At 37.1% G+C, this 22,718-nt stretch carries 20 protein-coding genes; 13 read left to right on the top strand and 7 right to left on the bottom strand.

Annotation, left to right across the window (positions count from 1 at the left end; all coding sequences use genetic code 11):
- Positions 1–52 precede the first annotated feature (52 nt).
- The 3 genes from J0M37_03845 to J0M37_03835 form a co-directional block, all read right to left on the bottom strand.
- Positions 53–772 (bottom strand): DUF1287 domain-containing protein, encoded by a 720-nt coding sequence (locus tag J0M37_03845; protein MBN8584203.1) that lies wholly within the window; start codon positions 770–772, stop codon positions 53–55.
- Between the two features lie 24 nt (positions 773–796).
- On the bottom strand, positions 797–1,678 hold the full coding sequence (locus J0M37_03840) for a hypothetical protein (GenBank protein MBN8584202.1): 882 nt from the start codon (positions 1,676–1,678) through the stop codon (positions 797–799).
- A 188-nt stretch (positions 1,679–1,866) separates the two neighbouring features.
- A complete protein-coding gene (locus J0M37_03835; GenBank protein ID MBN8584201.1) occupies positions 1,867–2,301 on the bottom strand; it encodes a DoxX family protein in 435 nt (144 codons plus the stop codon).
- Positions 2,302–2,482: 181 nt separating this feature from the next.
- Here J0M37_03835 and J0M37_03830 point away from each other — a divergent pair, with 181 nt between their 5' ends.
- Complete coding sequence (locus J0M37_03830) at positions 2,483–3,598, top strand: hypothetical protein (protein ID MBN8584200.1); 1,116 nt, start codon at positions 2,483–2,485, stop codon at positions 3,596–3,598.
- Here J0M37_03830 and chrA read toward each other — a convergent pair.
- Positions 3,537–4,676 (bottom strand): chromate efflux transporter, encoded by a 1,140-nt coding sequence (chrA, locus tag J0M37_03825; GenBank protein ID MBN8584199.1) that lies wholly within the window; start codon positions 4,674–4,676, stop codon positions 3,537–3,539. The two genes, J0M37_03830 and chrA, sit on opposite strands and share 62 nt — an antisense overlap.
- Before the next feature lie 110 nt (positions 4,677–4,786).
- Here chrA and crcB point away from each other — a divergent pair, with 110 nt between their 5' ends.
- Together crcB and J0M37_03815 are read left to right on the top strand one after the other, a co-directional pair.
- Positions 4,787–5,164, top strand: a complete 378-nt coding sequence (crcB, locus tag J0M37_03820) for a fluoride efflux transporter CrcB (GenBank protein MBN8584198.1) — start codon at positions 4,787–4,789, stop codon at positions 5,162–5,164.
- A gap of 140 nt (positions 5,165–5,304) precedes the next feature.
- A complete protein-coding gene (locus tag J0M37_03815; GenBank protein ID MBN8584197.1) occupies positions 5,305–5,640 on the top strand; it encodes a DUF190 domain-containing protein in 336 nt (111 codons plus the stop codon).
- Positions 5,641–5,674: 34 nt separating this feature from the next.
- Here J0M37_03815 and J0M37_03810 read toward each other — a convergent pair whose 3' ends face one another.
- Positions 5,675–7,156: a hypothetical protein gene (locus tag J0M37_03810; GenBank protein ID MBN8584196.1), complete on the bottom strand. Its 1,482-nt coding sequence runs from the start codon at positions 7,154–7,156 to the stop codon at positions 5,675–5,677.
- A 196-nt stretch (positions 7,157–7,352) separates the two neighbouring features.
- Here J0M37_03810 and J0M37_03805 point away from each other — a divergent pair, with 196 nt between their 5' ends.
- The 3 genes from J0M37_03805 to J0M37_03795 are packed head-to-tail and all read left to right on the top strand — an operon-like array spanning position 7,353 to position 9,784.
- A complete protein-coding gene (locus J0M37_03805) occupies positions 7,353–7,559 on the top strand; it encodes a hypothetical protein (protein ID MBN8584195.1) in 207 nt (68 codons plus the stop codon).
- Positions 7,546–8,022 (top strand): hypothetical protein, encoded by a 477-nt coding sequence (locus tag J0M37_03800; GenBank protein MBN8584194.1) that lies wholly within the window; start codon positions 7,546–7,548, stop codon positions 8,020–8,022. The genes J0M37_03805 and J0M37_03800 overlap by 14 nt, the downstream gene beginning before the upstream one ends.
- 7 nt (positions 8,023–8,029) lie before the next feature.
- Entirely contained in the window at positions 8,030–9,784 is a 1,755-nt protein-coding gene (locus J0M37_03795; protein ID MBN8584193.1) for a zinc-dependent metalloprotease, read from the top strand.
- Between the two features lie 85 nt (positions 9,785–9,869).
- Here J0M37_03795 and J0M37_03790 read toward each other — a convergent pair whose 3' ends face one another.
- Together J0M37_03790 and J0M37_03785 are read right to left on the bottom strand one after the other, a co-directional pair.
- Complete coding sequence (locus tag J0M37_03790; GenBank protein MBN8584192.1) at positions 9,870–12,473, bottom strand: T9SS type A sorting domain-containing protein; 2,604 nt, start codon at positions 12,471–12,473, stop codon at positions 9,870–9,872.
- Positions 12,474–12,482: 9 nt separating this feature from the next.
- Positions 12,483–12,692 (bottom strand): hypothetical protein, encoded by a 210-nt coding sequence (locus J0M37_03785; protein MBN8584191.1) that lies wholly within the window; start codon positions 12,690–12,692, stop codon positions 12,483–12,485.
- 178 nt (positions 12,693–12,870) lie between these two features.
- Between J0M37_03785 and J0M37_03780 the strand changes: the two genes are divergently transcribed.
- The 7 genes from J0M37_03780 to J0M37_03750 all read left to right on the top strand — a co-directional run bounded on the left by J0M37_03780 (position 12,871) and on the right by J0M37_03750 (position 22,698).
- Complete coding sequence (locus tag J0M37_03780) at positions 12,871–14,349, top strand: hypothetical protein (GenBank protein ID MBN8584190.1); 1,479 nt, start codon at positions 12,871–12,873, stop codon at positions 14,347–14,349.
- Between the two features lie 144 nt (positions 14,350–14,493).
- Entirely contained in the window at positions 14,494–14,688 is a 195-nt protein-coding gene (locus J0M37_03775) for a hypothetical protein (protein MBN8584189.1), read from the top strand.
- Between the two features lie 144 nt (positions 14,689–14,832).
- Complete coding sequence (locus tag J0M37_03770; GenBank protein MBN8584188.1) at positions 14,833–15,450, top strand: LemA family protein; 618 nt, start codon at positions 14,833–14,835, stop codon at positions 15,448–15,450.
- A 144-nt stretch (positions 15,451–15,594) separates the two neighbouring features.
- A complete protein-coding gene (locus J0M37_03765; GenBank protein MBN8584187.1) occupies positions 15,595–18,048 on the top strand; it encodes an NTP transferase domain-containing protein in 2,454 nt (817 codons plus the stop codon).
- 65 nt (positions 18,049–18,113) lie between these two features.
- Positions 18,114–19,505: a hypothetical protein gene (locus J0M37_03760; GenBank protein MBN8584186.1), complete on the top strand. Its 1,392-nt coding sequence runs from the start codon at positions 18,114–18,116 to the stop codon at positions 19,503–19,505.
- Between the two features lie 19 nt (positions 19,506–19,524).
- Positions 19,525–20,919 (top strand): hypothetical protein, encoded by a 1,395-nt coding sequence (locus J0M37_03755; GenBank protein MBN8584185.1) that lies wholly within the window; start codon positions 19,525–19,527, stop codon positions 20,917–20,919.
- A gap of 27 nt (positions 20,920–20,946) precedes the next feature.
- The gene (locus J0M37_03750; protein MBN8584184.1) at positions 20,947–22,698 is read left to right on the top strand and encodes a hypothetical protein; all 1,752 of its coding nucleotides are present in this window, start codon (positions 20,947–20,949) and stop codon (positions 22,696–22,698) included.
- Positions 22,699–22,718 lie beyond the last annotated feature (20 nt).

Raw genomic sequence — 22,718 nt, 5'->3', positions numbered from 1 at the left:
AAAGAGTGAAATTTAATTCCAATTGAAAAACTGAAACCCGCTAAAATTTTTTTTATTTAACCCTGTAAACAGCAAGAATATTCCATTCATGCAGAACATCTTCTTCGGCAACATAGCCCGGGTCTGGAAAGTTATGTATGAGATAAGGAACACCGTTCACTGATTTATCTGATACAATCCCTATATGATCACCCCAACCATCGCCATTCATATCCCAGGCAACAACATCACCTGGCTGAAAATCACTTTCTTTTTCAGCGTTTATTTCCTGCCAGTATTTACCAAACCAAACCATTTGAACAGGTACCCTTCGCTGATCGATATTCGGGTCGGGTTTTTTGGCTGACCATCTCGACATCGGGTAATCGCTCCAGTTTGCCTTCAGGTCATTATAAATTTCTTCCTGCAGGTCACAAACCCCGCCCCAGCGGAGTGCGCGGACTATTACATCGGTGCATACTCCCATATCAGGTGCAACATCACCCCCGGGGAAAACCCTGGAGCCCGTGTTCTCACCATCCTTGTACGTGCATACATAATAACCCATTGTCATATCATAGCTGAACTTCGCCTCCAGGCACTTCTTTGCGCCATCAAGGACTTTCTTCTGGTTTTCTGTTAATGTAGATTTATTGGAAAGGGTGGAGTCAGTTTTATTTATTGTTTTGTTTGTGTTATCTGATTTTACTTCCTGCTTTGAGCAGGAAAAAATGAATAAAACTACAGTTAAGAATGTTATGGCTTTCAGTATCATATTAAATATATATTTCAATTTCATTTAATGATCTTTACATATTCAAAAATTATACGAAACCATTGCGCCCACAGAAAATTTGCGCTTCAGCCCGTCAAAATTGTAATCACGTTTTAAAAACGGCAGTGCCGCCTGAAGTGTGATTGTAACTACATCTGATGCTTTGTAGCTTGCTGTACCCAGCAGGTTTACCTGCGCTTCGTTGCTGTTTTGAACTTCCACAAAAGATTCTTCTCCGGCAATTGAACCAAGTACGCTCGATTTTTGTAACCTTAAAATTGTTAATACTTCAGCTTTTATACTTACTTTACTGAACTCTTCAAAAAATCCCGCGCGGAAAAAAACATCATCACCTCTTTTTAAACGTGTAATGTAATTTGCGCTTCTGCCAAAAGGCTTCTGGTAACCTATCCCGAAGAAATAATTCACCCCTGTATATACAGCCCCGGCTATAAGATCATTGGTTCCGAGTCCGGGCATATATCTTTGCGGAAGCGAGTCATTTGAGTTCACCTTGCCTGTTGCGAATTTTCCTCCGAGAAAAAAAGTTAACAGGTGTTTTTTCTTTATGCTGAATGTTTTTGAAAATACTGCTTCAAGATCTCCCTGGCCGTTATTTTCACCAAGGGGTCCGTTTATAAAAGAATACGGCATCGAAATATTTACCCTGAATCCTTTTTTGAGATCAAGATCTGCTTCCAGTTTAACTGAGCCGTAGCTGATATCGTTTGTGTTTCCGTTAATATCAGGGTCTTTGCCGCTTGTTCCGTAATTAAAGCCAAAATATATGTGATTGCTTTTTAATACAGTTTCATTCACCTGGTGCCTGCCAATAGTACATACGCCCGCATCAGAACATTGTGCATATATATTTTGCAGCAAAAGAAGCATTATCACAGCGGAATATAAAGAGTGTTTTATCATATCAGTATTATATATTTTTGAGAAGTTAGATCAATTAAAGCAAGTTTAACAATTTAAGGAATGTGTTTCAATTCTATAATTAAATTGGAAATATAGTATAAGAATTAACAGAGGCATGGGAAATATAATTCCTGACGGCACATGTTAATACAGTACCGGGTATAAAAATACTTAAGACAATATTCAGGCTAATCTACATGCCTCTTAAGATAGGAATCAACAGAATAATGGCCTGAACCTTCAAACAGAAAAAGGAGCACTAATGCCGTAACAGCAATTGTCAGCTCTGCTTCAGATCTTAATGACATAAACCCGTTGGGTAATACAATAAAAATTATATTGCACAGTAAAACAGGTAATTGTATTGCCGCTGCAAACCGGGTTAATAATCCAAAAAATATCAGTAGTCCTCCTGCAAGATGAATTCCAATTACAGCATGTGCCGCTGTCATTGTATAGAATCCAAAACCATACTGATCAACTATCTGTACAATTGCGGCTTTGTTAATAATAAAATAAATTGCCTGCCATACCAGGATAGTACCAAGCAGTACGCGGAAGAAATCCAGCCAGAGCGGGTGATGTTTTTCTGACCATACATCTATTTTATGAAGAAGGTACATTTTATCAGCCCTCCTTTCATATCAAAAATAACGTTTACTGCCCGCCGGGAAAATGACATTTGATACCCGGGCATATGATTTATATCTCCGGATCCCTGAATTTCGCTTTTTTTTCAATTGATATAAGTCAAATGAACTGAAATAATATCAGTGTAAATTTGAACAGATAAATGAAAATAAGATGAAAAATAAACATATCTTCATACTTCCCCTTGTCCTTTTAAGCCTGCTTACTGGAATATTTTCAGGCTGGTTCCGTATAGGATGGAACCTGCCGGTTTCGCTTCCTTCTGGTGAGCATGGCGCTTTAATGGTTGGGTCGTTTTTAGGCACCCTTATTTGTATAGAGCGAAGCGTAAGCTATCCAAATAAAATTGCGTTACTTGTTCCTGCGATAAATTCAATCAGCATTATATTTTTTCTGCTTTCAATGCCTCAGGCGGCATATTTTTTTCTGATACTTGGCGGAGCTGGATTAACAGGCATATATTACCTTGTGTATGTAAAATATAAAGGAATACAAAATTTGATCATGATGGCAGGTGCTTTGTGTTATTTAACAGGAAGCGCTGTTTTATTTAATACCTCATTTTACCCTTCTGTGGTTATGTGGTGGATAGCGTTTTTATTCCTTACAATTACCGGTGAAAGACTGGAGCTTTCGCGTTTTGTTTTGCTGAAAAATGCTTCTAAAAAGCAGGCAGTATTAACAGCTCTTATAGTTTTATTCGTGGTCAGTATTTTTCTTCCGTTCCATTCATCAGCCGGAAGCATTATTTCTGCTTTTTCTTTAGCCGGAGCTGCATTATGGCTCTTCAGGTTTGATATGGCAAAACACTCGCTAAAAAAACCGGGGCAGAGCTTCTATTCAGGGCTGCTGCTTATTACCGGCTATTTATGGTTATTTTTTACCGGGATATTTTTCGCTCTCGGCGCATACATCGGTTCATTTTATGATGCTTCTTTACATGCTTTCTTTCTTGGCTTTGTGTTTATGATGATATTTGCACATGCGCCTGTTATTTTGCCCGCCGTGCTTAAGCTGAACTTCAGTCCGTTCGGTAAAACTCTTTATATATGGTATGCGCTTTTAAATCTTTCGCTGGTATTCAGAGTTTTTACTTTTATACCGGAATCCGCAGCTTATAAACACTGGGCGGGAATGATAAACGGAGTTGCTATTATTGGCTTTTTTGTAAATATGGCTGTACTGGCAAGGCTGGCTAAAAGAAAGATCAAAGTAAAAGAAGGATATATCCCGCAAGTGAGCCGCCAAGTACTATCCAGGCAGTATTAAGATTTTTAAACCTGAAACATATTATAAGACATACAATAGCTATCAGTATTGCGCGCCAATCTGCAAATGCCTCTCTGCCAAACATGAAACACACTGATGCTATCAATGCAACCGAAGCTATATTAACTCCGTCAAGTATTGCAGAAAAAGCCTTTGATGTGCGCATTTTTTTAACCAGCGGGTTAAGAAATGCTACAAACAAAAATGATGGAATGAATATTCCAAGCGTTGAAACAAGCCCTCCTTCAATACCGTTAATTTGCCAGCCAATAAAAGTTACGGCGGAAAATACCGGCCCCGGGGTGAATTGCCCTACGGCAATTGCATCAACCAGCTGCTGCTGAGTTAAAATACCCGCAGCTACAAGTTCGCTTTCCAGAAATGCGAACAGCACATAACCGCTGCCGTACAGAATTGAACCCACTTTAAGAAATATTAAGAACAAAGAAAAATTTCCCGGCGCGCCCTGCAGCAGGAAACCCGCTGCAAATATCGGGATAATTGAATTAAGCCTGTTTCCTTTTGTTCCTTTCTTTAAAAAAGAAATCAACAAAGAAACAATACCTGCACCAAACACTATCATAATTTCATTGAAGCCAAGAAGGCTCAATACTGCGGCTATCACTCCAAGCAGAACCAGTACAACTGATTTACCTGCCTTTAAGGCGAGTGGATAAATATTTACAATGATTATTGCAATTATAGCAGGCTTAATGCCGAATAAAAAATCCTGCACTTCGGGTAATGCTCCGTACTGACTGTAGAACCATGCAATAATTCCTGTTATTATCACAGCAGGCATTATAAAGCAGACACCAGCGGTCAGAAGCCCTTTCCAGCCGGCTTTTTCCCTTCCGATATGAATTGCCATTTCTGTGCTGTTGGGTCCGGGTATGAGGTTCGTCGCGCCTACGAGATCGAGAAAATGCTCTTCGGTTAGCCATTTTTTTTTCAATACAACTTCATGCCTCATCATAGAAATATGCGCGGCGGGCCCGCCAAAGCCTGTTATTCCCAGTTTCAGAAATAACAGTGCGATTTCCTTCAGAGATGTTTTATGTTCAGTCGAAGCTTTCATCATTAATAATTTCATAAAAGTTTTCCGGATTTTTAAGTCAATTAAAAGTGATGCTAGACTTTTCTTTCTTCTCCCTTTAATATTCGCTCTTATATATTTAATTTTGAATTATGTTGAATATACTCTACATAGGTCTCGGCGGATTCATAGGCGCGGTATCGCGTTACCTACTATCGCGGTATATAAACAACCTTCTGCCTGCTTTCCCCTTGGGCACGCTGGCAGTCAACATTCTGGGTAGTTTTGTATTAGGATTTATTATCTATTCCGTTTCACTTGGCAGAAATATTTCTCCGGAAATGCGTGATTTTATAACCATTGGAATGCTTGGCGGATTCACTACAATGTCAGCCTTTGCATATGAATCTTTCCGCCTAATGGAGCTTAACCAGATGATGCTGTTTGCCCTTAACATCGCTCTAAACGTAATTCTTTGTATAGCCGCAGTATATGCGGGCAAGGAGCTTGCCATACTGATTGCAAAATGATCGTTTTCTGCAACAAATAAATTGTAATTCCTGTTATTATATATAGTGGTGTTGTAATAACAAAATGATTTTAAATTCTTGGCGCAATTCTTACTGAAAGCGTAAATTTAAGGGGTTCCTGCATTGCGGGAATAAAGATCATGCAAAAAGAATCCACCGGTACACTGCTCAGGATATTTATAGGCGAAAGCGATAAATATGAAGGCAAAAATCTTTACAAATATTTGACGAACTATCTCAGGGAACATCAATATGCGGGCATTACCGTTCTGCGGGGCATCACAGGATTTGGGAGGGCAAGCCTTATCCATACCAGCGACCTGATTGAGTTATCAAGCGATCTGCCAATAGTAATAGAAATTGCCGATACGGAAGATAACATCAACCGTCTTAAGGATGTATTTGAAGAAACCGGTATGATCGGAAGCTCTCTGATAACCGAGGAGAAAGTGAAAATAATTAAATACGGCGATTAGGAACTGATTTATTAATTTAACTTATTATTTGCTTTCAAACAAATTCTTTAAATTTTTCCACCAGCCATTTTTTGTAAGAAAAGTATTTTTCGGAGTTAATATTATTGATCAATAATTCTGCTTCAATTTTATCTGTATTTTTGTATCTCAATTTAATCAACTTCTTAAGATAAGAAAAAAACGGAACATATATTTTTCTTTTGTAGATTGTAATATTTTCATTTTTTTCAAGCATCTTTAAAGTAGTTTCAATAAAATGCTCAAGGGTATCATAGTATCCTAATTCATAAAAATTTACCGCCTGCAGTATTCTGATTTCACATTTGTTTTTTAAATCAAAAGGTTTTATTTTTTTTAAAATTTCCAGAGAGCCCGTAAAATTTTTTTTATTCAGCATCAGCATTGCCATACTTTGCCCATAGGCAAGATCTTTTACTTCAGGGTTTAGCTTTTCCGTATATTCATTTATAAAGTTTTCTGCATCCTCTGTTTTATTAAGAAAAATTGCTTTTGAAATATAATCAAGATATATCTGGTAAGGAATAAAACCGTTGTAAAGCAGTATATTTTCCTGAAGCGTAAATTTATACAGCTCAAAAATATGCTTCACAAAAACATCCAGTCCTTCGTTTATCTTTAGTGTACAGTATGTAGTTAATATTACGCCGGCAAGATTTCTTTCGCTGTAATAAAGCTCATTATAAATTTCTTTAAGGCTGCCGAAAGACATCATAAAATCATCTTCAATTTCCTGCACTTTATTGTTTATCTTTTTTTCTGCATCAATATAAAGTTTTATTAATGAAGAATAAAAATTGATAATTTTATTATACCTGCCTTCTTTGCGGGAAACCATATTAATAAAACCTTCAATTGAAAAATTATCTTTAAACGCATTCAGAATATTTTCTTCATAATCACAGTTATACGCGTGTTTAAGAACAAAATTATCATGCAGTATCTGCGCCAGCCTGCTTAAAACGTTTAATACAAGAAATTCGCCTTTATCGATACAATTTCTTAAATGCAGCCTGTAGTTATCGCTGGTACATTGATAGTAATGTACATACATACACTGCAGCTGATATAAATATTCAAAATAATCCTGATCAATCTGCATAGTATACAGCCGCTGAGAAAGCTTTTTAAGGGAAGGAGCCATTAGTTTAAATTTCTTTTTCCGTGAGTATCCGCACGCTAAGGCTATTTCGCGCTCTATACCTTCAGAATTGAACCATAAATACCTTAAATATTCTTCTGCAAGCAAAGTCAGGTCCGAAATCAGCCTTCTGAATACAGGGCTGCTGAATTTTTTATTTTTATACGCAAGTCTGTAAATATTTTCTTTATTATATTTTTTATCATTAAACGCAGGGTAAAATTTTTTTACTGCTTTATAAATTGGCACAACATTTCTTCCCCTGGAAAAAAACGGGCTGGAAATAAATTTTTCAAATTCTTTCAGTTCCTTTACTGAAAATGTCTTCAGAATTTCAGTAATTTTGAGTGAATGCAATTATATCCGGTAATTTTTATACCCTAAAATTCGTCAATTTTATATGCGCTAAAAATGCCAAAAATCATCTCTTTTTATTAAATTTCTGTTATTGCGGTTTACATTTAACTGTCACAATTATTCAAATTTTTCTTTGGAGTGCACCGGAATTTTTTATTATTTTCACTTAAGTGCACTAAAAAGTGCACAATCCGTTTTGATGATTAAAAAAAATATAAATAAAATAAGGATTTCAAAAGGATACAGGCTGACAAAATCAACTCACAACCTGATAGCTAACCTTAAACATATTACAGGTTATGATCATGATAAGCTTTTAAACCGCTGTTGCCTGTTATTGCTTAAAGAACTGGATAACTCTGAAAAATTTCATTTACAAAGGAAAAATAATGATGATATCTAAATTTCTGCAAAATACCGGCAATTATATGTTAATTGTTTTGTTTATGATATTCTGTTTTGCTATTATTTCATGTTCAGCGTCTTCGGATAAAAAGAAAAGCAATAACCCGGAAGGTAAATATTACTACAGTATGCTTGACTCTGCTGAAGGGCTTATACATTCAGGCGATATTCTGATATCTAAATTAAACAATTCCGGAAATTTGTCATCAGTTATCAACATTGATACTGTATTTGCCGGTGATTTTTACATTAATAATAAAATTGCCGGATGCAAAACAGAAACGAATTATGATAAAAGTACCGGACTAATAGGAATTAAATTCTGCCCCGATGCAACAGATGATAACGTATATTTCACCATAGAGGCATCCGGTAAGCCCTCAACGGGCAACTGGAGCCATATTACTTATTCGGGCTTAAAATCAAAAGGAAAATTAACGATTAATAAAATTAAACAATAAATTAACTATGAATAAATTTAAAACCGGTTTTTTCAGCTTTTTTTTTGTTTTATGTTTGTTTGCATCGGTTGCTTTTTTTATAGGGTTCAGTAATAACCCCGGACATACAAACAATACTCCTCAAAATTCTTATTTAAGAGAATTGCTTAAATCCAATAAAACTGCTGCTCAAACCATTGCGTTAAAAAAAGGAAATGAGTATTTCAGCAATATAGAAATTTTTTCTCCTGCTCCGGTGAACCAAAAAGCCCGCGGCGAATTTGCCTATCAAAGCGAATTCTTAAAAATTAACAGGCAGGCTCTGTCAGAATTTTTATCAGCTAAATACAGCAACATAAATTTTATTTTTCCTGCCGGCAACAAAAATATTGAACTTGAACTGACTGCCTTTAAACCACTTTCTGATGATTTTAAAATATACTCTTTTGAATCAGGAATTTATAAAGAACAGTCTTTCAGACAAAACTCTCTGCATTACAACGGCATAATAAAAGGAAACGGCGGTTCAGTTGCCGTAATCAGCATTTTTGAAGATCATATAGAAGGTATTGTTTCTGATGAAAACGGAAACTGGGTGCTGGGTCCTGTTAATAACGGAGAAAGCTCCCCCGGTGACTATATTTATTATAATGATTTTACTTTATACAAAAGTAATCCTTTTGTCTGCAAGCTTGAAGGATTAGAAGAAAAATCAACTTTTCCGGTTGAAGCTAACCATGTTTCAGGTGAAACTCCCCAAATGAATATGGTTAATAATCCGGTTAAAGTTTTATTTGTTGCAGATTACCAAATGTGGTTAGATGCTGGTCAAAACACAACTACGCTTGTGAATTACATTAACGGCTTTTTTGCTGTCACAAAAACTCTTTACCAGAATGAAAACATTCCTATGGAAATTGGTTCAATATTATATTACAACAGCCCCGACCCGATGATAGGATACGATACTTACAATATGAGGCAAAGGTTTGGTGCACAGATCCAGAACAATATGTCCGGCAGCCATATAGCACATTTAATTTCAACAAGAACAGATGTAAGCGGAGGTATCGCACACATCAGAAGCTTATGTAAACCATATAATCCCGCCGATTCTTCGGGTTCTTATGCTGTAAGTGTTATCCAAACCAGCTACTTGCCGTATCCGCAGTATTCATGGACAGTATCTGTTGTAACACACGAAATGGGACATAATGTAGGCTCAAGGCATACACATGCCTGCATGTGGCCCGGGGGACCAATTGATACCTGTATTATAACACCCGAAAATTCAAACCAGTATGGTTTTCCCGAAGGATGTATTCCTCAGCCACAAAGTAACGGATGCTACAGTCCAAGATATGGTACTATTATGAGCTATTGTCATTTTTGTGAAGGATTAGGCGGAGGAATTTCCTACGCTGTTGGTTTTGGTCCAATGCCGGGTGATACTATAAGGTTAAGGTATTCACAGGCTAACTGCTTAATAGGTATTCAGAATATTTCAACTGAAGTTCCCAAAAATTACAGCCTGCAGCAAAATTATCCAAATCCTTTTAATCCGGTTACTAATATCGGGTTTGATATTCTAAAAGCTTCAGCAGTTTCCTTAACCGTCATGGATATTACCGGTAAAGTTGTAGAAGTACTTATAAATCAAAATCTGCTTCCCGGTACTTATAATTACGACTGGAATGCGGAAAAATATGCAAGCGGAATTTATTTTTACAAGCTTGAAACAGATGGATTTGCCGAAACAAGAAAAATGGTTCTTATAAAATAAATTTAAGTTATTTAATAAATATTGTGTAAACAAAAAAGTCCCGCGGAGTTAAAGCGGGACTTTTTGTTATTGCTGAACATAGTTTTTACTTTACTAATACCATTTTCTTCACATCTGTAAATTTCGGAGTAGTTATCCTGTAGAAATATGCTCCGCTGGAAAGTCCTCTGCCATCAAAATTAAATGAATGGCTTCCGGCCGGATACAGCTTATTGTTCATGATCTCCTTCACCAGCCTTCCTGTGATGTCAAATATCTGCAATGTAACAACATCACTAACAGGCAGATCAAAATCAACCCTTGTTGAAGGATTGAATGGATTAGGATAGTTCTGATTCAATGAATACTCTTTTGGCAGGCTGGTATTGTTGTTGTTATTGCCTGTCAGCGGGTCATCGCCGCCAGACTCCCTTACATAAGCGCCTCTTCCATGAGTACCTGCAACTACATAAAATTTACCATTAATTGAACTGCTGTCAACATACGCTAATGCTTCAACCCATTGGCTTTGGGGCATACCGTTCATCCACCTGAACCAGTTTGAGCCGCCATCAGTTGTTTTATATACACCCCACCAGGTTGTACCGGCAAACATAACATTGTTCAGAGTTGGATGCAAAATAAGCGATGTAATGCTAAAATTCGGAAAATTTCCGGATATGTTCGTCCAGCTGACCCCTTTATTGGTAGTTTTATATATTTTTTGACCCGGATAACTTTCGTAAGCTGTTGAAATTAATGCAATATTATTATTTGTAGGGTGTTGTCCCATAACACTCATATTGGCTGTCGGGAGACCGGAATTTCTTTGAACCCAATTTGAGCCGTCAAACAGCAAAACTCTTGTTGTTGTATTCGGCAGAACCGCGTATAACGGTGCATAAGGAGCAGAATACCTTCCAACACTTATGTTGGCTACATAAGCATCCGGAAAAGAAGCGCCTACCTGAGACCAGCTTGTACCAATATTAGTTGATACATAGACCCTGTTTCCGCGGTTTACGTAATACCAAACCGGGCTTACATTATCATTCCTGATCATTCCTCCATAAATGCTTGAAAACGGAACAGTGACATCAGACCAGCTTAAACCGTAATTAGTTGTTCTGTATACAGAATGCGCAGAAGTTGAAAAAAGTGTTGACATTTGTACAGCGGGATTATTTTTATCAATAGTAGTATGGCTTGCATCCCAAACTGAAGAAACAAACCATGAACTTCCATTATTTGATGAATTTACAATTGAGTTATCCTGTGTACCGCCGGTAATAACGAACCCTGTACTATTGGCTGCAGCATCTATTCCCCAAAATTGCATCGCCGGAAAAATACTTGTAACAGTACTGAATGTTGCCCCACCGTTAACAGAATGTGAAATGCCCCCATCTGTACCAATATAAACTGAATTGCCGTTGCTGTGCCATTTTATCACACAAAAATCATCATGAACTGTGCCGATATTTAAAGGAATGTAAGCCCATGATGCACCACCGTTTGTTGATCTGATTCCGTCAACTCCGCCTATTATAACAAGATTTGGATTAGTTGGCGAAACACCTATGCAGTTATTCCTGTCACCCTGACCGTTAGTACCGTGAATCTGTACAACATTACCGCTCACTCTATATGTAATATCCTGCCATGTTGCTCCTCCATCTGTGGTCCGGTGTTGACCTCTTGTTAATCCATCATCACCGGAGGCGGTTACATAAACGTAGTTGATATTTGAATAAGCAATCGAAACACTGGCTGTTTTTAAATTACCGCCAGTTAACGGATAATTGTTTTGCCTGCTGAAATTTTCACCGAAATTGGTTGATTTATATACACCATCATTTCTTTTTGTAATAAAAATTATATTTGATGATGATGTTGGAACATCGAGGCTGGTTATATTACCTGAAACTTTTTGAGACCATGTAACCCCGCCATCAACTGATTTGAAGTAGCCATTGTTCCCGGCGGCATGAACTATATTATTATTTCCGGGCTGAAATCTTATTTCTCTGATTTGCCCTGATTGAGGTATATAGTTCGATGGAATCTGATTCCATGTTTGGCCTCCATTGGTCGTTCTCCACATACCGTTTCCGGGATAATACTCCGGCTCGCCGGTTCCAAGCAGTATTATAGCAGAATCAGACGGATTTGTAGCAAAAGCGCCTATACTTAATGTTGTGATATTATCGCTTACCGGGTAAGGAAAGATCAGAACACTGCTGAATAAACCTCCGGTAGCGCTTGCTGCCCTAAGGCTTGGCACACCTTCAATTTCAAGATCCCTGATCCTCCCGCAAATTTTCATTCCCGGCCATGTTCTGGAATCAGCCGAGTAAGGTCCTTTAAAGATCCAGTTGTTTACAGGCATATCACCGGGATCGTTTTCTGAAGGCATGTTCAAATGTTCATTCATTTTCTGAATCATTTTTTCCTGGGTGTAGCTCTTCATAAACTCTTCGTATCCAGGAGCAAGATGAACCATTTTACCTTTAACTTCACTCGATTTTTGCTTTTTTATTCTGTTACGGTGCTGTTCTTCTGTAATTTCTATCTCATTTCCTTCAGCATCGTACGTTTTGAATTTTACTTCCTTATCATGTGAGAGCAGAATTAATACAGCCGTTATAATACCGGTTAAAATCGGTATCCCTGAAATTAATATTTTATGTTTCTTTACAAAATTTCTCATATTTCCTCCTTATGAGATTATGTTTATTTTTGTTTTACTTTCTTTTTCTGCTATAACCTTTTTATACATAAGGAGTACTGATTCTGTAAGTACCGTATCAGCATCGCTGCCGGTTAATTCCTGCAGACTTTTTATCATTTGGTGAGTTGAAAGCTTAAGCCTGTATCCTCTTGCTGTCCTAAGTTCAGTCTTTTTAATTTCGAAATTTTCTTCCTGCATTTTGAAGTTTTATTTTAGTGCACACAATTGTGCAACACTGCGAAGATAGTGCATCGTGTATGTGCACAGCAAAGAAATATTTGTTCATTTTTAAACAAATTTTGAGAAAGAAATTCCAAATATATTGCGTTTTTTGCCCGGTTTCGTTATTTTATAACAAATATTTTAAACAGGATTTTTGAAAGAAAACAAGATATTCAGGTTACTTAAAACTTTTTCTAAGGAAGAGTGGAAAGGTTTTGAGAAATTTGCGGCATCACCTTACTTTAATAAAAGCCGAAATTATATTCCGTTAATAAAAGCATTAAAAAAATTCTCACCCGAGTATAAATCGCAAAATCTTATAAAAGAAAACCTTTATAAAAAGATTTTTCCCGGAAAAACTTTTAAAGAAACAGTAATTAACACTATGCTTTCCGGCTTATATTCGTTGGCTGAAGATTATTTGGTTCACAGAGACCTAAAAAAAGATTTACACAGAAAACAAACAATACTGACAAGAGAGTTAAGCCTTAAAGGTTTAAAAAATGAAGCTGATCTTTTAATAAATAAAGTTCTTTCTTCTTTTGATAAAGATAAAATCGGTTTCATGGATTACTTTAAAAAATATTCTTTTTACGAAGAAATCTACGATCACTATTTTATCAATGATGAGCGGTCAAGGCTGTATTCAGCAATAAACAAAAGTAATTTGTTCCTCGTAAGGTACTATCTTCATATGCTTATACAGGCAGAAAATCAATTGCTGAGCACTGTAAATTTTTCTAACGAAAAATATACTAAAAGCAGCTTTGGCAGCATTTTAAAAATTACCCCTTTTGAAAAAATGATATCCGTACTTGAAAGAGACAGCCCCGATAATACTGTATTGCTGAAAATATACTATTTCCTGCTGCTGGCAAACAAACATCCCGAAAACGACAGCTATTATTTTAAAGCCAGGGCTTTAGTTACAGAAAACTATGATAAACTTGATAAAGATCTAAAAAACAGGTGTTATATAAACTTACTTGGTATCTGCATTGCTAAAACATTGGGAGGAGATACAAAATGGCTCAGGGAAAGTTTTGAGATCTATAAAATCGTTTTAAAAGAGAAACTGTATTATTTCACAGGCGGTGAATTAAAATTCATGCCCAGAAGGTTTTTCAGGAATGTTATTTCTGTTGGAATCAGTATCAAAGAGACCGAGTGGATAAGAAATTTCATAAATGAGTATTTAGAAGAACTTGAACCCAAATACAAAGAAACTTTATTTAATTACGGAATGGCAAAGGTGGAATTTACTAATAAAAATTTTGATAAAGCCCTTGACCATATTAGCCTGGTTAAAACGGATCAATTTATTTATAAAATTGAAATGAAGAATATTCAATCCAAAATCTACTATGAAACAAACTCAATAGAACCGTTGTTTTCTCTGCTTGATACATACCTTCATATGGTCAATAACTCAGATATAATGAATACGCTCCTTTTAAAGAGGCATGAAAACTATATAAAATATCTAAGGGCTATCACGCGATTCAGAACCGGAAACAAGCCGGCAAATGAGCTGATAGTTCTATTAAAAGATGTAGAAAAACAAAAGTATTTAAACAGCAAGGGTTGGCTTATCAGAAAAATTACCGAATTAAAAAACTCCCCGAATTTATAAGGAACTGTCACTAAGACCGGTAAACATGTTCTAACATTAAAGCGGCATTTATAACGGCATCTTAACATAATCATAATATTTTACTTATTAATTTTAACAAAATTTGTATTTGAAAGTGTAAAAAATATTTTATATTTTATATCAATGCATAACATAACAGCAGCTTTAAAAGCCCCTCAAAATTTTATTACCGGCTCTGCGATCTTCAGATTCATTAAATTCTTTAAATTCGAAATAATTAAGGTAATACTATTCCTGTTGATCTTCTTTGCCTCGGTTTATTATGTAAACCTTCAAAGTAAAGAATATTACCGTCCAACTATTTCGTTTGTAAAGTAAATTTAAACTGAAATCTGCCCAAAGATAAATATCCGCAAATCTTTTAGCGGATAAATTATTGTGTTACCTCATTTTCCCGCAAATTTTTTCAAATTGTATTTAATTACTATCTTTCGTAATTTTCCCTAAAATTATACTAAAATTATGCCCAAAATTAAATATATTTTCAATTTATCTTTATTTTTAATCATAATTGCATCGTTTTCAGGATGCGGTTATAACTCGCTTGTTGAACAGGATGAAAAAGTAAACCAGGCCTGGGCTCAGGTAGAAAACCAATACCAGCGCAGGGCTGATCTTATCCCGAATTTAGTTAAAACTGTTCAGGGTTATGCTGATTTTGAAAAAGGCGTTTTAACGGAAGTTACAGAGCTTCGTTCAAGAGTAGGACAGATAAAGCTTTCAACCGATGACCTTTCTGATGAAGAGAAATTCAAACAGTTCTCTGATGCACAGGATAAGCTCTCAGGTGCGCTTTCGCGCCTGCTTGTGGTTGCCGAAAATTACCCGCAGCTTAAAGCAAATGAAAATTTCCTCCAGCTGCAGTCTCAGCTTGAAGGAACAGAAAACCGAATTTCGGTAGAGCGCAAAAAATTCAACGAAGCTGTGCAGGAGTATAATACTTCAGTCCGCAGGTTCCCAACCCTGATCACCGCAAAAATTATGGGCTTTAAGGAAAAACAGTACTTCAAGTCAGCCCCGGGCACCGATAAAGCCCCTGATGTGAATTTCGATTTTGATAAGAAGAAAGAAAATAAGTAAGTCTTAACGTGAAACGTCAAACGTGAAATGTGTAAACTGAAAACCTTGTTTTTTGTTTGCTTTTCATTGTTCGTTGCTTTTGTTTTTCGTTGGAGTGCGCTGACTGTGTCAGTGCTAAAAATTTAAGCTAAAGGAAAAAACTATATGCAGGCAGTTGTGATGGCAGGCGGCTTCGGCACAAGGCTAAGACCGCTTACGGCAAATATTCCAAAACCAATGACTCCGCTTTTAAATAAGCCTATCATTGAGCATATTATTGAACTCTTAAAAAAGCATGAGATCACAGATATTATTATGATCCTCTACCACCAGGCTGAAATTATCCGGGATTATTTTAAAGACGGCAAAAAGTTCGGCGTTAAGATACAGTATGTAAAGCCGGATGCAGATTACGGTACTGCCGGAGCGGTATACTGCGGCTATGAACTTATCAACGACAGGTTCATTATAATAAGCGGAGATGTTGTTACTGATTTCGATCTCTCTCAGGCAGTAAAATTCCATGAGAACAGAAAATCAGTTTCAACACTTGTATTGACCCGCGCGAAAAATCCGCTTCAGTTTGGTATTGTCCTCACAGATAAAGACGGTAAAATTACCAAGTTTTTTGAAAAACCCTCTTGGTCAGAAGTATTCAGTGATACCATCAACACCGGAATATACGTACTTGAAAAAGAAACACTGGGACTTGTTCCCAAAGCCCGAGGCAATAAAGCTGACTGTGATTTTTCAAAAGACCTTTTTCCTTACCTGCTGAAGCATAAAATGCCGCTTTATGGCGCAACACTGACAGGGTACTGGCGTGATGTCGGCTCGCTTGATGACTATATCAAAACAAACCTCGAAGCGCTGAAAGGTAAAATTAATCTTCCTTTGGCAAAAGGTATGGTTAAAAACGGCAGTATTATCGCCGCAGGTACTAAAATTTCACGTAATGCAAAAGTAATAAACTCGGTTATTGGTGCAAAGTGCTATCTTGCCCCCGGTGCCGTAGTAAAAGATTCTATTCTCTGGAACAATGCTTCGGTAGAAGAAAACTCAAGGGTAACAAATGATGTTGTTTGTGACGGCGTTCGCATTAAGCCTAACTGCAAAATAAATGAAAATGTATTCCTTGGCAGTAATGTTGTTGTAGGCAGTAATGTGACTATTCGCAGTGATGTTAAGATCTGGCCGCAAAAAATTGTTGACAGCAACTCAATTGTTACAAAAAATCTTATATGGGAAGAAAGATGGAAAGATACCCTGTTCACTGATTCCCGCATCACCGGCTTAAGCAATATAGAAATAACACCGGATTTCAGCGCAAAGCTTGGTATGGCTTACGGTGTATTTGCGGGACTCGAGTCAAAAATACTCATCTCCCGTGATATTGATAACGTATCACTCATGATAAAAGGGGCAATTACATCCGGCCTTCTTTCCAGCGGTGTAACTGTGCTTGATTACCAGACAACGCCAATTCCGATTCTCCGCCAGGAGCTAGGCAAAGGCAAAGCATCAGGCGGAATATTCGTCAGGAAGTCCCCGTTTGATTCATCACGCTGTGATATCATTTTTTTTGATTCCAATGGTAAGGACCTGTCTTCGGCAAAGATTAAATCAATTGAACGATTAGTCATTTCGAACGATGCCCGTCCTATTCCTTTTGATAAAATAGGCTCTATAAATTACGCCGAAAGAACATATGAAAGCTATAAGGAACGGTTCATTTCAATGCTTGATAAGGATATTATCAACCGCAGAAAATTCCAGATAGCTATCAATTTCTCGCACGGTATAACCTCTACAATATTGCCGAATATTCTGGGCGATTTTAATATTGAGCTTGTTACTTTGGATTCCCACCTTGATTCAGCCAAACAATCACGTTCACCCGAAGAATTTAAAACTGCACTTCAGCAGCTATCATATATAGTAACTTCACTTAAATACGATGCCGGCTTTTTAATTGATGCCGGCGGTGAAAAAATTTACCTGGTTGATGATACCGGAAAAATACTCAGTTATGACCGTTTCTTAAGCCTGGTGGTTTATATGTATCTTAGCCTTTACCCTAAAACAAAAAAGATCGCAGTGCCTATACAGGCTTCAGGAGAAATTGATATTGTCGCTAAAAAATATTTCACTGATATCGTCAGGGTTAAAGATTCACACTTCGCGATAATGAATTCTACTTCAGACCCTGATGTTGAGCTTGCCGGCGGCACAAAAGGAGGAGTAATTTTCCCCGGATTTTCGTTCGCCACCGACGGAATGTTCTCCATTATGAAGATCCTGGAGCTGGCAGCAAGATCGCACAAAAAGCTGAGCGAGATCGAAAAGAAAACCCCTATGCTTTATATGGCAAAAAACAATGTGTTCTGTAACCTTGATCAAAAAGGCAAAATAATGCGCAAACTGGTTGAAGACTCTGAAGGCAAGAAAAGACAAATGATTGACGGTATCAAAATATTTTTTGATGAATACACATGGGTTTTATGTATCCCGGATAGCGAAAGAGAGATATTCCATGTAAACGCAGAAGCAAAAACACTTAAACGCGCCGAGCAGCTGGTTAAAGAATATTCACAGAAGATCAAAAAATACCATGGCTGAATATTGAACAACCATAACGAAATAAGGTGCTAAGAACTTCCATAAATAATTTTCGCGGTAAACGTATGCCAGTAATTGGCTCTTCTGTTGTTAAAGCAGATAGGAACTCCGTTCTTTACAGCGAAAATTTCTTTAAAGAAGAGCTTGTTATAAACCTCCGGGCCAGGGTACTGGCTATATGTATTTTCCTTTACTACTTTATTGAAAACGGTACAATGGGGCTGGTACCCCAGAAGTTTTATATGGTTTACAGAAGTGTCAGAATATCTGACCTTCTGTTATACGGTATGGTAGCTTATACTTTTTTCTGCTATAAAGAAATTAAAGACCTTTATAAAAGCAAAGTTTTTCTGGTTGCCAAAGTTTTTCTTTTATTTTTGCTGTTTGAATTTGCTGTAAGCTACGTCAGGTACGGGTTCAACCCCGTTGAATATTTTTTCAGGCTGAAGGGTATTTGGACCTCGTTTCTGGTTTTCCCTTACCTGCTGCTTGTTAAAAGAAACGGATTCCCTTTTCTTATAAAAATAATTTTTCCTGTCGCGATAATTTCAAATCTGCTTTATATAATTACAGCGTTAACGGGTATCCCGTTTTTGCCTGATGTATCAATTATAAAGCAAAGGCTCCCCGGAGATATTGAAGTCTTCAGGGTTTTTGGCGGAACTTTCTATGGCGAGCTTTTTTTCCTTGGGATAATTTACTATTGGATCACCAAACGCTTCAGGTTATGGCAAATGGGGCTGGTGATTTTGTTTATAATACCGCATGTACTTGCTTTCGGAAGGCTTGCCTGGGTAGGATTTGTTTTTACTATTCTCGTTATGATCCTTATTAACTCAATGAACAAAAGAAACTACCATATTTTGTTGCGACAGGCAGTATTGCTCATTATCATGGGCATAAGCATTTCTTATGCATTTATAAAGTTTATCCCTGAATCTGATTTTTACCTTGATGCATTAAACGCCAGGGTCTTCCAGGCGCAGGATGACGTTAAATATGATGAAGGCACTTATGGTACCCGGGTTATAATGCAGAATAACGCACTTGTATATCTTTGGATGAACAGCGATATATTTTTGGGAATTGGGTTTCACCCTATGTGGGTGCTGGGACCTGAATCCAGGGAGGAGGCTATCATTTACGGTGCCTTGTGCGATGTAGCCTGGCCGGCGGTTTTGGCTGCTTACGGACTGGTCGGGTTTATATTAACGCTGATTATCCAGTTCTATTATATCTTTATTACATTCAAAATTATCAGGAACTCTCCCCAGGTTAGCCTGTATACATTTATACTGATACTGATGTTTTCAAAGCTTGTTTTTGATAGCACGGTTGGGTTTTCATATGTTTTTGTTTCAACGGGTCTATGGGGATTTTTCACCGGTTTGAACATTTATATTCCCGTAATGGTTTATATGTATGAAGACTATAAGAAGAAGGGAATTATAAGCTGAATTTAAATATAATTGATATTTGGTCGTAAGACTTGCAAATAATTTAAGGGTTACCTCGGGTAAAAAACCTGATTATAAGCCCACGTTCAGTGAGGTACTGGAAGAAAGGAACTATCTTACTCTAAATGCCAAGCTGCTGGCGTGGGGTATATTCCTTATCTTTTTTATTGAAAACGGTACCCTTGGGTTAATACCGAAACAATTTTATTTTGTTTACAGAAATATGCGTGTTTCGGATTTTCTTTTATATGCACTTACGGCTTACTCTCTGTTTAATGTAAAGGAATTTTCAAAATATTATCACAGCCGGGCTTTACTGCTTCCAAAGATTCTTCTTGTCTATTTCCTTTTTCAGTTTGTTGTAAGCTCAATGATGTATGATTACAACTTCATTGAATTGTTTTTCAGGCTCAAAGGTATATGGATGTGTTTTTTGATTTTTCCGTTTTTACTTTTAATTAAACGCAGAGCCCTCGGATACCTTGTTAAAATAATGCTTCCCGTTGCCATAGTTTCAAACTTTTTATATATACTTTCAGCGGTAACCGGTATAGCCTTTTTGCCTGATATAGGTATTTCAGAGCAGAACCTTCCCGGCGGGTTAAAGGTGTTCCGCGTTTACGGCGGTACGTTTTACGGAGAGCTGTTCTTCCTGGGATTTATTTACCAGTGGATGACCAAAAAATTCAGGGTTTATCAGCTTTTCCTTGCTATTCTTTTTATTATTCCCCATATCCTTGCATTCGGCAGATCGGCCTGGGTTTACTTCCTGCTAACAATATTTATTATGATCGTATGGTACTCCCTGAAGAAAAAAGAATTGAAGCTAGCTGTAAGGCAGATAGTACTTATGAGTTTGCTGATAGGCGGTTTGTTCTATTCATTTACAAAGTTTGTGCCGCAGTCAGATTACCTGTTCGAAGCTATAGAAGCCCGTGTTGAACAGGGCCAGGAAGATATTAAATATAAAGAAGGTACATTTGGTACACGTATTGCCAACATTGAAGCCCTGCTTTCACTGTGGCAAAACAGTAATATATTCATTGGCATAGGTATGCACCCGCTTTGGGTAGTCAGACCCGAAACTGTTGAAGAAAATATTTATGCATGGGGATTTTCAGATGTTGGATGGGCTTCTGTACTTACTGCGTACGGACTTATAGGTTTTATACTCGCTGTGCTCTTCCAGATATATTACATTATCCTTTGTCTTAAGGTAATGAAGAATGCTGTTTATAATGACCTGCTGGTATTTTTCGTTCTGGTCTTTCTTTCAAGGTTATTTTTTGATACAGTGGTTAACTATGCCTATTCGGGCTTATCGGTTGGTTTATGGGGCTTCTGGTCTATTACATTTTATATTGCAGCGCTGGTATATAAGCACGAAAACATTAAAGATAGATACGATCTTTAATGAAATTAAATATTACCTGTTATTAACATGATCAAAAATTTTCTGTTTAAAAATAAATACCTGCTGCCCGCAGCGGCTTCCCTGCTGTTTATAGCATTATATATTCTTCTCGTTATAGTTAAACCAACTGAAATATTACATTCCGTTTTTAACTATACTATTAATAATCCCGATAGAATAAACAGGCTTTTTTATAAGCAGCTAACAGCGCTTATTGCTTTATCTGTATTTTCGCTCTTAGCAGTTTGGTTTTATAACAGCTCTTATTATAAAAAACTCACCGGTTTTCTTTCGTCTGCTTTCAACGGTTTTCTGGGGGTCTTTACCATAAAAACCCTTTTTGCAGCAGTAATTTTGTACCTGGCTGTTTTGTTCCCCGTTGCAGCGGGGCATTTTGACCTGGGTTATGATGAAGCTGTATATCTTGAATACGCAAAATACTTCGCCCAAAGCGGTGTTGTGTACATTAATCTTAATGAAAAAATAATCCTGGTTGATACCATTGCAATGCTTCCTTATTATGTTGCATCACTTCCTTTGTTCTGGTTTAATTTAACAGATGTGTGGCACTTCAAAACACTTTCGGTGATATTATCAGCACTATCCCTTGTTTTTCTTTTCAGGTTAAGCAAAAAAAGATACGGAATTGTTGCTGCTGTACTGTTTTTGTTCTTCCTCTGCGTTCAGCCCGGATTCGGCTTTATTGCCTCCTCATATTTCGGAGAGCTGCTCCAGGCAGCATTCCTGTTGTATGGATTCTATTATGCATTTGCAGAAGGCAAAAATCTGGAATCAAGGCGTAACATAATTATAGCCTCTCTTCTTATTTCTCTGGCTGTACATACAAAATTCCAGGTAGCATTTATCATTACCTTCACTTTGCTTGCTTTATTTATTTCCGAAAGGAACAAAGGCGTTTTAAAGCTTCTGGGTTATGTTATCCTGTTCTCGGGCTTGTTTTCTTTTATAAGAACTATCCCTGTTTTAATTTTTGATTATACGCTGCTTCGCAGAATGATATTAATAACCGATATCTTTGCGGGTCCGGCATACGCGTCATGGTCTGTAATTCTGGATAAATTCCAGCTCTTTAACAGGTTCTTCCCTATACCTTTGTTTATAATTATATCATCCGCATTTTATTATTACTCAAAAAATATTTTTGAGCGCGCTGTGTTTTATTTTTCTGTTGTTACTGTATTGTGGTGGATCTTTTTATACCCGCTCACTACTTACCGGAACCCGTTCATGGGCATTATAACAATTTGCCTGATGGCAGCTATACTTGCTGTCAGAATATATAATGATTTCATTCTGAAGTTCCCGGCTCAGCAGCGCGCAGTCAGGATATTTTCTGCATCTGCCGTATTGTTACTGATGGCATATGGATTTTCTGCAAACATAATTTATGCATATATAGGCTATAACGATGGCGTTCAGTTTGATTTGGACGGTTACCGTAACAGGCTTTTCACAACCCCTGTATATGATACTTCACAAAAGGATTTTTACAGGAACCTGAAAAAATATACAGGTGAAAAAGATACTATCTATAATGGCACCTGGGTTGCGCAGTACTATCTTGAAAACCCTGTTTGCACATTTGATAAAATGAAGGAATCGCTAAGCTCTAACCCCGTGGAAAAATATATGATCGTAACACGGGATTTTTATCCTCTTGGTTTTGAAAAGATATATGTACAGGTCGATTCACTTGGCGTAAAAAAAGAGCTTATTTTCAGCACACCCAAGCATGAACTCTACAAAATAAAAAAATAGATACTCTGGCAGGATATTTA

This window comes from Ignavibacteria bacterium (assembly GCA_017303675.1).
Taxonomy (GTDB): domain Bacteria; phylum Bacteroidota; class Ignavibacteria; order Tepidaquicellales; family OLB5; genus OLB5.
Note: the sequence above shows the minus strand (reverse complement) of the source record. Positions and strands in the feature narration are given on the sequence as shown.

Bases quoted from the DNA above. Each gene is read 5' to 3' on its own strand.
- J0M37_03840 (MBN8584202.1), bottom strand. From the start codon at position 1,678: ATGATAAAACACTCTTTATATTCCGCTGTGATAATGCTTCTTTTGCTG.
- J0M37_03835 (MBN8584201.1), bottom strand. From the start codon at position 2,301: ATGTACCTTCTTCATAAAATAGATGTATGGTCAGAAAAACATCACCCG.
- J0M37_03830 (MBN8584200.1), top strand. From the start codon at position 2,483: ATGAAAAATAAACATATCTTCATACTTCCCCTTGTCCTTTTAAGCCTG.
- chrA (MBN8584199.1), bottom strand. From the start codon at position 4,676: ATGAAAGCTTCGACTGAACATAAAACATCTCTGAAGGAAATCGCACTG.
- crcB (MBN8584198.1), top strand. From the start codon at position 4,787: ATGTTGAATATACTCTACATAGGTCTCGGCGGATTCATAGGCGCGGTA.
- J0M37_03815 (MBN8584197.1), top strand. From the start codon at position 5,305: ATGCAAAAAGAATCCACCGGTACACTGCTCAGGATATTTATAGGCGAA.
- J0M37_03800 (MBN8584194.1), top strand. From the start codon at position 7,546: ATGATGATATCTAAATTTCTGCAAAATACCGGCAATTATATGTTAATT.
- J0M37_03795 (MBN8584193.1), top strand. From the start codon at position 8,030: ATGAATAAATTTAAAACCGGTTTTTTCAGCTTTTTTTTTGTTTTATGT.
- J0M37_03790 (MBN8584192.1), bottom strand. From the start codon at position 12,473: ATGAGAAATTTTGTAAAGAAACATAAAATATTAATTTCAGGGATACCG.
- J0M37_03785 (MBN8584191.1), bottom strand. From the start codon at position 12,692: ATGCAGGAAGAAAATTTCGAAATTAAAAAGACTGAACTTAGGACAGCA.
- J0M37_03775 (MBN8584189.1), top strand. From the start codon at position 14,494: ATGCATAACATAACAGCAGCTTTAAAAGCCCCTCAAAATTTTATTACC.
- J0M37_03770 (MBN8584188.1), top strand. From the start codon at position 14,833: ATGCCCAAAATTAAATATATTTTCAATTTATCTTTATTTTTAATCATA.
- J0M37_03765 (MBN8584187.1), top strand. From the start codon at position 15,595: ATGCAGGCAGTTGTGATGGCAGGCGGCTTCGGCACAAGGCTAAGACCG.
- J0M37_03760 (MBN8584186.1), top strand. From the start codon at position 18,114: ATGCCAGTAATTGGCTCTTCTGTTGTTAAAGCAGATAGGAACTCCGTT.
- J0M37_03750 (MBN8584184.1), top strand. From the start codon at position 20,947: ATGATCAAAAATTTTCTGTTTAAAAATAAATACCTGCTGCCCGCAGCG.